General features: G+C 53.0%; 8 protein-coding genes. 4 read left to right on the top strand and 4 right to left on the bottom strand.

Annotated features, from left to right (window positions below):
- Positions 1 to 11 precede the first annotated feature (11 nt).
- Positions 12 to 602 carry a DnaA initiator-associating protein DiaA gene (diaA, locus tag CKQ54_RS05740; protein WP_013577230.1) on the top strand — a complete coding sequence of 197 codons (591 nt, stop codon included), beginning with the start codon at positions 12 to 14 and terminating at the stop codon, positions 600 to 602.
- Positions 603 to 611: 9 nt separating this feature from the next.
- The gene (gene dolP, locus CKQ54_RS05735; RefSeq protein ID WP_112288390.1) at positions 612 to 1,187 is read left to right on the top strand and encodes a division/outer membrane stress-associated lipid-binding lipoprotein; all 576 of its coding nucleotides are present in this window, start codon (positions 612 to 614) and stop codon (positions 1,185 to 1,187) included.
- A gap of 69 nt (positions 1,188 to 1,256) precedes the next feature.
- On the opposite strand, the gene mtgA is transcribed toward dolP, so the two are convergent.
- Positions 1,257 to 1,979: a monofunctional biosynthetic peptidoglycan transglycosylase gene (gene mtgA / locus CKQ54_RS05730; protein ID WP_120162156.1), complete on the bottom strand. Its 723-nt coding sequence runs from the start codon at positions 1,977 to 1,979 to the stop codon at positions 1,257 to 1,259.
- A gap of 896 nt (positions 1,980 to 2,875) precedes the next feature.
- On the bottom strand, positions 2,876 to 5,215 hold the full coding sequence (arcB, locus tag CKQ54_RS05725) for an aerobic respiration two-component sensor histidine kinase ArcB (protein ID WP_120162157.1): 2,340 nt from the start codon (positions 5,213 to 5,215) through the stop codon (positions 2,876 to 2,878).
- An 871-nt stretch (positions 5,216 to 6,086) separates the two neighbouring features.
- On the opposite strand from arcB, the gene gltB reads away from it, so the two are divergent.
- Both gltB and CKQ54_RS05715 read left to right on the top strand, forming a co-directional pair.
- Positions 6,087 to 10,544 (top strand): glutamate synthase large subunit, encoded by a 4,458-nt coding sequence (gltB, locus tag CKQ54_RS05720; RefSeq protein ID WP_112288387.1) that lies wholly within the window; start codon positions 6,087 to 6,089, stop codon positions 10,542 to 10,544.
- A 9-nt stretch (positions 10,545 to 10,553) separates the two neighbouring features.
- The gene (locus CKQ54_RS05715) at positions 10,554 to 11,972 is read left to right on the top strand and encodes a glutamate synthase small subunit (protein WP_095924435.1); all 1,419 of its coding nucleotides are present in this window, start codon (positions 10,554 to 10,556) and stop codon (positions 11,970 to 11,972) included.
- Between the two features lie 161 nt (positions 11,973 to 12,133).
- Here the strand turns inward: CKQ54_RS05715 and sspB are convergent, their stop codons facing one another.
- Positions 12,134 to 12,628 carry a ClpXP protease specificity-enhancing factor gene (gene sspB, locus CKQ54_RS05710; protein ID WP_112288385.1) on the bottom strand — a complete coding sequence of 165 codons (495 nt, stop codon included), beginning with the start codon at positions 12,626 to 12,628 and terminating at the stop codon, positions 12,134 to 12,136.
- Positions 12,629 to 12,631: 3 nt separating this feature from the next.
- Positions 12,632 to 13,273: a stringent starvation protein SspA gene (gene sspA, locus CKQ54_RS05705; protein WP_112288384.1), complete on the bottom strand. Its 642-nt coding sequence runs from the start codon at positions 13,271 to 13,273 to the stop codon at positions 12,632 to 12,634.
- Positions 13,274 to 13,561: the final 288 nt, after the last annotated feature.

Raw genomic sequence — 13,561 nt, 5'->3', positions numbered from 1 at the left:
GACGAAAACCCGTGCTGGATAGAATCAAAGTCTGCTTTACAGAAAGTATTCAAACTCAGATTGCAGCGGCAGAAGCCTTGCCTGACGCGATTTCACGCGCCGCGATGACGCTGGTGCAATCGCTGCTCAACGGCAATAAAATTCTGTGCTGCGGCAACGGCACCTCTGCGGCGAATGCTCAGCATTTTTCCGCCAGTCTGATTAATCGTTTTGAAACTGAACGTCCGAGCCTTCCTGCAATCTCACTATGTGCAGATAACATTGTGCTGACCGCGATTGCTAACGATCGACTGCATGAAGAAATCTATGCCAAACAGGTGCGCGCCTTAGGTCAGGCGGGTGATGTTCTGCTGGCTATTTCTACCCGCGGCAACAGCCGTGATATTGTCAAAGCCGTTGAAGCAGCGGTGACCCGCGATATGACAATTGTCGCATTGACGGGTTATGACGGCGGTGAACTGGCGGGTTTACTGGGGCCTCACGATGTTGAGATCCGTATTCCCTCCCATCGCAGCGCCCGTATTCAGGAAATGCATATGCTCACAGTTAACTGTCTCTGTGACCTGATAGATAATACGCTGTTCCCACACCAGGACGATTAAGGAGATCCAATGAAGGCGAGTCCTCTCTTTGCTGTATTGTTAAGCGCCCTTCTGTTACAAGGCTGTGTTGCTGCCGCCGTGGTTGGTGTGGCTGGCGTGGCCACCAAAACGACCACTGACCCGCGTACTGTGGGCACTCAGGTTGATGACAGCACTCTGGAAGCCCGTGTTTCCAATGCCATCAGTAAAGACAAACAGCTGAAAGATGAAGCCCGTGTTGTGGCGACTGCCTATCAGGGTAAAGTTCTGCTGACCGGCCAGGCTCCGACGCCTGACATGGCTGCCCGCGCCAAACAGATTGCTGTGGGTGTAGACGGTGCGACAGAAGTGTATAACGAGATCCGTACAGGCAAGCCAGTCAGTATGGGCACTGCTTCAACGGATACGTGGATCACCACCAAAGTTCGCTCTCAGTTGCTGACCAGCGATTCGGTGAAATCCTCTAACGTGAAAGTGACCACTGAAAATGGTGAAGTCTTCCTGCTGGGTCTGGTCACTCAGGAAGAAGGTAAATCGGCGGCAGGCATTGCGGCTGGTATCAGCGGTGTTAAACACGTCACCACGGCGTTTACTTACGTTAAATAATGGCGTGAACGCAATAACGAAAAAGGACAGCTCAGGCTGTCCTTTTTTATTTCTCAAAAACGTCAGGTGCTAATGAAGCTTATGCTCTTGCAGGAAAGACTCGCCGCCCAGCTGGCTCATCTGGCGCAGTATCCACTGCTGACGACGCAGCACATAAGCGGAAGGCGCATTCACTTTGTACAGGTGCGGATTAGGCAACACCGCTGCCAGCAACGCCGCCTGAGAAGCCGTAAGGCGGCTGGCCGGTTTATGGAAGAAATGCTGCGAAGCCTGTTCCACACCAAAAACGCCGTCACCAAATTCCACGATATTCAGATACACAGTGAGTATCCGGCGTTTGGTCCACACTGTTTCAATACCGACGGTCAGGCCCGCTTCAAGCCCTTTTCTCACCCAACTGCGGCCATCCCAAAGGAACAGGTTCTTGGCAGTTTGCTGGGATAACGTAGAGGCACCGCGCATTTTGCCGCCATCTTTATCCAGAACGGACTGGATTGCATCCACATCAAAACCCCAGTGCTCAGGGAATTTCTGATCTTCAGCAGCCATCACTGCAAGCGCCATTGGTGAGGAAATCTCACTCATCGGCACCCAGTCTGAATGTGCGACATAGCCAAAATCACCGGTCAGCCAGGCTGAAACCTGCCGCTCCACCATGACTGCGGACAAAGGGACCGGCAGAAATGAAAAAAGAAGAATGCCCGCTACCCATAAGCAGAGTAACAGTATCAGCGAACGTTTCAGCCATAAGGCCGGCTTGCGCAAAAGGCCCTTTCGAGTAATTTTATTCATTTAACGCTTTCCACAACACATCCGACCATCTAATCAATCTCGAGAATAATCTGCAAGTTCAGGCTAGCGAAATGCAAATTAATACTGCTAACAATTGAGCAATATGAATGAAACTTTTGCTTACATTCAGAGCGGAAAATTCCTATTTACCCACTACCATCAAGGAGTTCCGGAAAACTGCCTGAAATTCCTGCTTTTTTCATGCCGATGCATTTTTAAACGACAAAGTAAAAAGTTTGTGAAAAGATTTGCAAACAATACGTAAGCAAGTCTTATGTATATCGATTGGGAAAGTGAATAAATTCTCATCGATTATTCCACATCAGGCGAACCCCCTAAGCCAAATCCGCCACCTGTAAACCATAACAAATCAGCAGTGTGTACGTCTTTTTCACAGACAAAAAATGCAGTAACCTAAGTGAAATTTTTTCATTTGAAATAAATTCCAGATCTCTTTCGTCCACGAAAATAGCATTTAGGAAAAAATCACCCATAACCGATGAATTACAATCATTTACCAGTGATTTTGCATTTTAGACAACCGGTTTCATAGCCGGTTATGTTGCAAAATCACTGGCTAAACAGCCTGTGATTGTTCACTTCCATAAGTAAAATTGCATGTCACCAGTACAACATCAGTAGGGTTCATTTGTATTCTGTCAAAAATCCTGCGATAAAGGCTTGATGTTTTGTATAGACAAAGACTAATCTACATCACAGTTTTTAATGAATGTTGTAACAGTTCTGCTTATATTTGTTATGTTGATTGCTACAGGATGTATTAGACTTTAAGACTGAATTCCAAGACCTGCGAAAACCGAACCCTAAAAACTATCGTGGGTTACCTCTTTCCCTGGTGTTGGCGCAGTATTCGCGCACCCCGGCCTCGGCTGGGGTTATTTTTTTTCAGCGTTTGCTGTCCAGTCGCGTAACACTTTGATGTCATTGCGCCACTCGGCCTTCAGCTCATCAATCCATTCTTGTACGTTATCCCACCACGCCGGCAGCGTCGGGGTCTGAATCTGTTGCGCCAGTTGCTGTAAATGCTTCAGGCCAACGGAACCCGCAGCACCTTTGATTTTGTGCCCTTCCTCTGCAATGCCTTTTTGGTCGCGCGCCGTCATGTTTGAATCGAGAACCGCGAGATAACCCGGCATCATCTTTTCAAACATATCTGCACTTTGATAAATCAGTTTCGCGCCCACCAGATCGATGTACTGCTCAAGCATGGCGGTATCAAGCAACGATTCGCTGTCTTTCATCACTACAGGCTCCTTTTCTGAAACGGAAACTTCAGGCTGATGATCCCAAAACTGCTGGATCATCGCAGTCAGCGCGGAAACAGACAGCGGCTTGCTCAGCACGTCGTCCATTCCTGCATCAAGATATTCTTTTTTGTCTTTCAACACGTTCGCCGTCAGCGCAATCAGCGGCGGCAGATGCTTACCGGCGTAATCAGTGCGTAACTTACGGGCGATATCCAGACCGGTCATATCCGGCAGCTGAATATCCAGCAAGACCAGATCAAATTCGTCAGGATCAAACATCTCCAGCGCGTCGTGCCCGTTCATGGCCACTTCTACGCTGTTGCCCAGTTTCTCCAGCACCGAACGCGCCACTATGACGTTCAGCTCGATATCTTCCACCAGCAGCACATGCAGCGCCGGGAGTGGCATATCTTCTTCTTCGTCCACCTGTTCTGCCGGTGCATCAAGTTTAGGCGCACGCACGGTGAGCGTGAAGCTGGAGCCCTGACCCGGCACGCTGCTGACAGTAATATCGCCGCCCATCGTCTGTGCCAGACGTTTGGATACCGCCAGCCCGATGCCCGTACCGGTCGCCGGTTTGCCGCCGTTCTGGTCTTTCACCTGATAATACATGGCGAAAATTTTGTCCTGCTCGTCCTGCGGGATCCCCATCCCGGAATCGCGCACCACAAAACGCAGCATATCGTTCGGCTCGTAATGGACACTCAGGACAATTTCGCCTTCACGGGTGAACTTGACGGCATTGCCGATCAGGTTCCACAGGATCTGGCGCAGGCGCGTGCCATCCGTGGTGATGCTGCGCGGCAGTGGCAAATCCGGTTCCATCACAAACTTCAGCCCTTTCGGCTGCGCCAGCAGACCGGAGAGGTTTTCCAGATCTGACAGGAATTCCGTGAAATCCACCGGCTGATTATCGAGCTGCACTTTGCGGCGCTCGATTTTGTCCATTTCGATAATGTCGTTGAAGATATTGCCGAGCGTGATCGCACTGACGTGAATTGTTTTCAGATAGCTGTGCTGTTCTTTGTCCAGCTCGGTATCGAGCAGAATGCGGCTCAGCCCGACAATGCCGTTAAGCGGCGTACGCAGCTCGTGGCTGATCGTGGAGATAAAGGTAGTCTTCTCACGGCTGGCATTCTCTAACGCGTCCTGATAGCGCTTACGCTCGGTAATATCGCGACCAAAGCCCATCAGGCCATGTCGTTTACCGATACGGTCATAGAACGGTACTTTACGCAGTTCAAAGCAGGCTTTGCGCCCGTCCGGATAGACCAGCCATTGTTCGTACGTCAGGGAAACGTTGTGACGGAATACCTTCTCGTCGGTTTCGACCACTTTCTCGGCGATGTCCGCAGTATAAACGTCGTTGGGAGTGAGGCCGATCAGCTGCTTCTCGCTTTTACCGGTCAGCAATTCCATCGCCCGGTTACAGCCGGAGAATTCTTTGTCTTCGTTGCGGTAATACACCAGATCTGGTGAGGCATCGAGGAAAGAGCGTAATAATGCAGATTGCTGGCTCAGTTCGATCTGTGCCTGTTCACGATGCTGCATTTCCAGTTTCAGCTTATCGACCACTGCCAGACGCGCTTCTTCCGCTTTCACACGGTCGGCAATTTCCTGATTCAGCTGCGTAATGTTGTCTTTGAGCTGCTGATTCAGTTCGAGGTCGCGATGGCGCATCTCTTCCAGCTTATCCACCAGGCGCGCTAAACGCTGACGCGACTCTTCGAGCTGCTCAACCACCACCGACAGGAAGTAGACTGCCCAGGGGGTGATCAGCAAACCAAAGAAGATGGAACGAACGACGTCGATACTTTCCACCTGCCCGCGCAGGAGCATGGTGACGGCCATCTGGACAATCATCGCCAGCACCACCAGCGCAGAGGCCAGCAGCAGTGAGAATCTCACCAGCCCCAGCTTGACCATCAGATCGACATAATACTGCGCTAAAACCCGGATTTGCTTCATAACGGTTCCCTTAAAACGAAGACGCCTGAATCATACCGCAAAACCTCCCCGGCGTGATGGCGGGGTCATCATTGAGCGTGAAGTTTGTGAGATGCACCGAACAAGGGCTGGTCATGGTGCAATGCAGGAAATAAGGGCAGAGTTATTGACTATTTTACAGGGTGATATTATTAATATCGGCCGGCTTTATCAGGCTGATAAAGTCGCCAAATGCCCTGTGGCTAACATCTTTTCCTTTAATCCTCCGAATTCTTTCCCTCTCGGCGCTTTTGGCGCAGGCATAACTATTCATTATTACTGCAAATAAAGTCATTCCCGGCAATATGAATAATTCTTATTACAAACCCCGCTCAGACACATTATTACTGTCACGTTAAAAACAGTGACAAACCGCATGCCCGCAGAGTTTTCCAGTATAAAATACTGGTAATTAAGCACCTGCCAGCACGGTGCGGAGATCTGAAGCTTTTCCTATAGTGAGTCAGCTCACACTTTGCACGCTTTACCACACCGATATTATGCCATTAAAAAGGCAATCTAATTTTTATATATCAATGAGTTAAACTCTTTTATATCACTTTTAATATAAGTTAATTCGCCATTTGACCTGATGGGGCTTTCTCGCTAAGTTGGGAGTCCGCTGGAAGCAATCTCGACGGGTGAGCAACTCGTCATATTTATGCAGTAATTGAAGACTCCCTCATTAAAACAAGTCAACCACCACTTGTGAGAACCATCACGAGAGGCCTTTGACGGAGATGTCCGGGCAATCAACGCACCGCAAGAGTGCGCGAAATTGCGGACAAACTCTGTGAATAAGACCGCTCGCGATTGGTGTGAGAGTCTCGCAGAGCCTGGGGAGGTTCACGTTATGTTGTACGATAAATCCCAAGAGAGGGACAACTGTGGTTTCGGCCTGATCGCCCATATAGAAGGCGAACCTAGCCATAAGGTCGTGCGTACTGCAATTCACGCACTGGCCCGTATGCAACACCGTGGCGCGATCCTTGCTGACGGCAAGACCGGCGACGGCTGTGGCCTTCATTTACAGAAACCTGATCGCTTCTTCCGCATGATTGCCGAAGAACGTGGCTGGCGTCTGGCGAAAAACTACGCCGTGGGCATGTTGTTCCTCAGCAAAGATGAAAAAGAAGCTGAGGCGAGCCGCCGCATTGTAGAAGAAGAATTGCAAAACGAGACGCTGTCCGTGGTGGGCTGGCGTGACGTTCCGACCAATCCGGACGTACTCGGTGAAATCGCGCTTTCCTCCCTGCCTCGTATCGAACAAATTTTTGTCAACGCGCCTGCCGGATGGCGTCCGCGTGACATGGAGCGCCGCCTGTATATGGCGCGCCGCCGCATTGAGAAACGCATTCAGGATAAAGACTTCTATGTGTGCAGTTTCTCCAACGTGGTCACGATCTATAAAGGCCTGTGTATGCCTGCGGATCTGCCACGCTTCTATTTAGACCTGGCCGACCTGCGTCTGGAATCAGCCATCTGCTTGTTCCACCAGCGTTTTTCGACCAACACGGTGCCGCGCTGGCAACTGGCTCAGCCTTTCCGCTATCTGGCGCACAACGGCGAAATCAACACCATCACCGGTAACCGCCAGTGGGCGCGTGCCCGCGCGTACAAATTTAAAACGCCGCTGATCCCCGATTTGCAGGACGCGTCGCCTTTCGTGAACGAAACCGGTTCGGATTCCAGCTCGCTGGATAACATGCTGGAGCTGTTCCTGGCCGGCGGGATGGACTTGCTGCGCGCCATGCGTTTGCTGGTGCCGCCAGCCTGGCAGCAAAACCCGGATATGGACGACGACCTGCGCGCGTTCTTCGACTTTAACTCCATGCACATGGAGCCGTGGGACGGCCCGGCCGGTATCGTGATGTCAGACGGCCGTTACGCCGCCTGTAACCTCGACCGTAACGGTCTGCGCCCTGCGCGTTATGTCATCACCAAAGATAAGCTGATCACCTGTGCGTCCGAAGTCGGGATCTGGGATTATCAGCCGGACGAAGTGGTCGAAAAAGGCCGCGTCGGACCGGGTGAACTGATGGTGATCGACACCCGCAGCGGCAAGATCCACCACTCCGCGGAAACCGATAACGACCTGAAAGGCCGCCATCCTTATAAGCAATGGATGGAGAAAAACGTTCAGCGTCTGGTGCCGTTCGAAGACCTGCCGGAAGATCAGGTCGGCAGCCGCGAGATGGAAGACACGTTACTGGAAACGTTCCAGAAACAGTTCGGCTACAGCAGCGAAGAACTCGATCAGATCATCCGTGTACTGGGTGAAAACGGTCAGGAAGCCGTTGGCTCAATGGGCGACGACACGCCATTCGCCGTGCTTTCCAGCCGTCCGCGTATTGTATATGACTACTTCCGTCAGCAGTTTGCGCAGGTCACCAACCCGCCAATCGATCCGCTGCGTGAAGCGCACGTGATGTCTCTGGCGACCAGCATTGGCCGCGAGATGAACGTGTTCTGCGAAGCCGAAGGTCAGGCTCACCGTCTGAGCTTTAAATCGCCAATCCTGCTGTGGTCTGACTTTAAACAGCTCACCACGCTCGACAGCAAACACTATCGCGCTGAAACGCTGGACCTGACTTACGATCCGAGCGAACAAAACATGGAGCAGTTCGTCCAGAAACTCTGTGACGAAGGCGAACAGAAAGTGCGTAACGGCGCGGTTCTGCTGGTGTTGTCTGACCGCAATATCGCGCCGAACCGTCTGCCGCTGCCTGCGCCAATGGCCGTCGGCGCGCTGCAACTGCGTCTGGTTGAGAAAAGCCTGCGCTGCGATGCCAACATCATTGTTGAAACCGCCAGTGCCCGCGACCCGCACCATTTCGCCGTACTGATTGGTTTCGGTGCGACTGCGGTTTACCCATATCTGGCCTACGAAACGCTGGCCAAACTGGTCGATACGCAGGTTATCGAGAAGAAATACCGTGAAGTGATGCTGAACTACCGTAACGGCATCAACAAAGGCCTGTACAAGATCATGTCCAAAATGGGCATTTCAACCGTTGCCTCTTACCGCTGCTCAAAACTGTTTGAAGCGGTCGGTCTGGCGAAGGATCTGTGCAACACCTGTTTCAACGGCGTGGTCAGCCGTATCGGCGGTGCCGGTTACAGCGATTTCGAACAGGATTTGCTGAACCTGTCCAAACGTGCGTGGCTGAAACGCAAAACACTGGATCAGGGCGGCCTGCTGAAATTTGTCCACGGTGGCGAATATCACTCCTATAACCCGGACGTGGTCACTACCCTGCAAGCCGCAGTGAACAGTGGTGATTACGACGATTACAAAAAGTACGCCAAACTGGTTAACGAACGTCCGGTTGCCACACTGCGTGACCTGCTGAAGGTGACACCAAAAGGTCAGCCAATCCCTGTGGATCAGGTTGAACCGGCGGAAGGTTTGTATACCCGTTTCGATACCGCAGCGATGTCTATCGGTGCGTTAAGCCCGGAAGCGCATGAGTCTCTGGCTGAAGCGATGAACAGCATCGGCGGACGTTCGAACTCCGGCGAAGGCGGCGAAGATCCTGCGCGTTACGGCACTAATAAAGTGTCCCGTATCAAACAGGTGGCTTCCGGTCGTTTCGGCGTGACACCGGCGTATCTGGTGAATGCTGACGTTATTCAGATCAAAGTCGCACAGGGTGCAAAACCAGGCGAAGGTGGTCAGTTGCCGGGTGACAAAGTGACGCCATACATCGCGAAACTGCGTTATTCCGTGCCGGGCGTGACCCTGATTTCTCCACCGCCGCACCACGATATTTATTCTATCGAGGATCTGGCACAGCTGATTTTCGACCTGAAACAGGTCAACCCGAAAGCGATGATTTCGGTGAAACTGGTGTCTGAGCCGGGCGTCGGCACTATTGCGGTCGGTGTGGCGAAAGCCTACGCGGATCTCATCACTATTGCCGGCTACGATGGCGGCACCGGCGCAAGCCCGCTGTCCTCGGTGAAATACGCCGGTTGTCCATGGGAACTGGGTCTGGTGGAAACACAACAGGCACTGGTCGCCAACGGCCTGCGTCACAAAATCCGTCTGCAGGTGGATGGCGGTCTGAAAACGGGCCTCGACATCATCAAGGCCGCGATTCTGGGTGCAGAAAGCTTCGGTTTCGGTACCGGACCGATGGTCGCGCTGGGTTGTAAATACCTGCGTATTTGTCACCTGAACAACTGCGCAACAGGCGTGGCAACTCAGGACGACAAACTGCGTCGCAACCATTATCACGGCCTGCCAGAACGCGTAGTGAACTACTTCAAGTTCATCACGCAGGAAACCCGTGAAATCATGGCCGAACTGGGCGTCAGCCAGCTGGTGGATCTGATTGGTCGCACCGATTTGCTGACTGAGCTGGACGGTTTCACCGCCAAACAAAACAATCTCGACCTTTCTGCGATGCTGGCGACTGCCACGCCGCATGAAGGCAAAGCGGTGTACTGCACCGAAAGCAACCCGGCGTTCGACAAGGGTCAGCTGAACAAAGACATTCTGGAACAGGCCGCGCCGCACATCGATTCTAAGCAGAGCAAAGCGTTCTACTTTGATATCCGCAACACTGACCGCTCTGTGGGTGCAATGTTGTCAGGTGCAATTGCTGAGAAACATGGCGATCAGGGCATGGCGGCTGATCCGGTGCGTATTAACTTCAATGGTACCGCGGGCCAGAGCTTCGGCGTCTGGAACGCAGGCGGCGTCGATTTAATGCTGACCGGCGACGCGAATGACTACGTGGGCAAAGGCATGGCCGGTGGCCGCATTGCCATCCGTCCGCCAATCGGTTCCGCGTTCCGCAGCCACGAAGCCAGCATCATCGGTAACACCTGTCTGTACGGCGCAACCGGCGGCAAGTTGTTTGCAGCGGGTCGTGCGGGTGAACGCTTCGCAGTGCGTAACTCCGGTGCGATCACCGTCGTCGAAGGCATTGGCGATAACGGTTGTGAATACATGACCGGCGGTATTGTGTGTGTGCTGGGTCGTACCGGCGTCAACTTCGGCGCAGGCATGACCGGTGGTTTCGCTTACGTTCTTGATGAAGACGGCGAATTCCGCAAACGTGTTAACCCGGAGCTGGTTGAAGTCCTGGAAGTGGCCGAACTGGCTATCCATGAAGAGCATCTGCGCGGTTTGATCATCGAACACGTACAGTTGACCGCATCGACCCGTGGTGAAGAAATTTTGGCGAACTGGCCGGAATGGGCGCCTAAATTTGCCCTGGTAAAACCGAAGTCCAGTGATGTCAAAGCATTGTTGGGTCACCGTAGTCGTTCCGCAGCTGAGCTGCGGGTACAAGCGCAGTAAGAGGTTAAGATGAGTCAAAACGTTTATCAATTTGTCGACTTACAGCGTGTTGATCCGCCGAAAAAAGCGCTGAAGATCCGTAAAATTGAGTTTGTGGAAATTTACGAGCCGTTCTCAGCAACTCAGGCTGCATCGCAGGCAGACCGCTGTCTGTCCTGTGGTAACCCTTACTGCGAATGGAAATGCCCGGTTCACAACTACATTCCGAACTGGCTGAAGCTGGCGAACGAAGGTCGCATCATGGAAGCCGCCGACCTCGCGCACCAGACCAACAGCCTGCCGGAAGTCTGCGGACGCGTTTGCCCGCAGGACCGTCTGTGCGAAGGTTCCTGCACCCTGAACGATGAGTTCGGTGCGGTGACCATCGGTAATATCGAGCGCTACATCAACGACAAAGCCATCGAGATGGGCTGGCGTCCGGATATGTCTCATGTGCAGCCAACCGGCAAACGTGTGGCGATCATCGGTGCAGGTCCGGCAGGTCTGGCTTGTGCCGACGTGCTGACCCGTAACGGTGTGAAAGCGGTGGTTTACGATCGCCATCCGGAAATCGGCGGCCTGCTGACTTTCGGTATTCCGGCCTTCAAGTTGGAAAAATCAGTGATGACCAAGCGTCGCGAAATCTTCACTGAGATGGGTATCGAATTCCAGCTCAATACGGAAGTCGGCAAAGACATCACCATTGATGCGCTGCTGGCGGAATACGATTCTGTGTTCCTCGGCGTTGGCACTTATCAGTCCATGCGCGGTGGTCTGGCGAACGAAGATGCGCCGGGCGTGTACGATGCCCTGCCGTTCCTCATCGCTAACACCAAGCAGCTGATGGGCTATGATGACAGCCAGGAAGAGCCTTACGTGACGATGGACAAGAAACGCGTCGTGGTGCTGGGCGGTGGTGATACCGCCATGGACTGCGTGCGTACGTCAATTCGTCAGGGCGCAACCCATGTGACCTGTGCGTACCGTCGTGATGAAGAGAACATGCCGGGCTCGCGTCGTGAAGTGAAGAATGCGCGCGAAGAAGGTGTGGATTTCAAATTCAACCTGCAACCGCTGAGCATCGAACTGAACGATTCAGGCCGCGTATGTGGCGTGCGTATGGCGCGTACCGAACTGGGCGCACCGGATGCACATGGCCGCCGTCGTGCAGAAATCGTGGCGGGTTCCGAACATGTGATGGAAGCGGATGCCGTGGTGATGGCGTTTGGTTTCCGCCCACACAAAATGGAATGGCTGGCAGCCCATGACGTCGAGCTGGACACGCAGGGACGTATCGTAGCCCCTGAAGGCAGCGACAACGCCTTCCAGACCAGCAACCCGAAAATCTTCGCCGGTGGCGATGCGGTTCGCGGTTCCGATCTGGTCGTCACGGCGATTGCCGAAGGCCGTAAGGCAGCAGAAGGCATCATGAACTTCCTCGAAGTCTGATCTGGTCTGTCGTAAAAACGGGGCTGCCAGCGATGGCAGCCCCGTTTTTTTTAACCGAACGCAATCAGTACAGGCGAAATGAGAGGCCCATGAATTCAGGGCAATAAAAAACCCCGCGAATATCGCAGGGTTTAAGCGTAAAACCGGGCTGAGTCGGGTTGTTATTTCACAACACGCAATGCCGGGCGACCACCGCGTGGCGGAGCCGGCGGCTCATCATCCGGATCTTCTTCAGCCACATCTGGCAAATCGCCATCAATGACTGACATGGTCGGCTCTGTCGGCTCATCCGCGCTCAGGTCGCCGTCAAAGGCGCCTTCAGCTTCATAAGCAGGTTCAGGTTCGAACATGGTACCGGCACCGTTTTCACGGGCGTAAATCGCCAGAACGGCAGCGATCGGTACAAATACGTTACGCGGCACGCCGCCAAAACGGGCGTTAAAGCGTACATCATCGTTACCCAGTTCGAGATTGCCGACAGCACGCGGCGCAACGTTCAGAACGATTTGTCCGTCACGCGCAAACTCCATCGGCACCATCACGCCAGGCATCGTCACGTCAACCACCAGATGCGGGGTTAACTGGTTGTCGAGCAACCAGTCATAAAAAGCCCGCAGCAGATAGGGGCGACGCGGAGACATGTCGGTCATCTCCATACCTTAGCCTCGGGTATGCAAACGCATTTCGCGCTCTGCTTCGGTCAGGGAAGCCAGGAAAGCATCACGTTCGAAGACGCGGGTCATGTAGCCTTTCAGCTCTTTAGAACCGGCACCTGACAGCTCAATGCCCAGCTCTGGCAAACGCCAAAGCAGCGGAGCCAGGTAGCAATCGACCAGGCTGAACTCTTCGCTTTTGAAGTAAGGCATGTACGAGAAGATTGGCGCAATCGCCAGCAGCTCTTCACGCAGTTGCTTACGCGCAGCGTCCGCTTCAGTCGCAGAACCTTGCTCAACTTGACGCATCAGCGAATACCAGTCGTTTTCGATGCGGTGCATCATCAGACGGCTCTCACCACGGGCAACCGGATAAACCGGCATCAGCGGTGGATGCGGGAAACGCTCATCAAGATATTCCATGATGATGCGGGATTCGAACAGGGTCAGCTCACGATCAACCAGCGTAGGCACGGTGCGGTAAGGGTTGAGGTCAATAAGATCCTGCGGCAGGTGATCCATCTCAACCTGCTCGATCTCGACACTGACACCTTTTTCCGCCAGTACGATACGTACTTGATGGCTAAAAATGTCGGTCGGGCCGGAAAACAGCGTCATTACCGAACGTTTGTTGGCAGCGACAGCCATGAAAACCTCCAAGTTTATCTAGAATATTACAGCGAGTTATCGCCAGCCTGCAGTTTTTGTCCCGTAGTTTCATAGACAACCATCGGCAAGGCGAACCCAGCCAGGAAGCGCGGCAACGTCAACTGCTCGGCGAATAGGCACAAAAGTGTGTGATAGTTTACCAGATTTTACGCGGGCTGTGGTGGACGGTGAGACGATTTCGTGGGGAATTGTGTGTCAGGAGATCATTTCCCCTGCGATTGCTGAAAAAAAGGCATAAAAAAACCCGGTGAAGCACCGGGTTTTTGA

It is taken from the genome of Rahnella variigena, assembly GCF_003610915.1.
GTDB classification, from domain to species: Bacteria; Pseudomonadota; Gammaproteobacteria; order Enterobacterales; family Enterobacteriaceae; genus Rahnella; species Rahnella variigena.
This window is presented reverse-complemented; position numbering and strand designations above follow the sequence as displayed.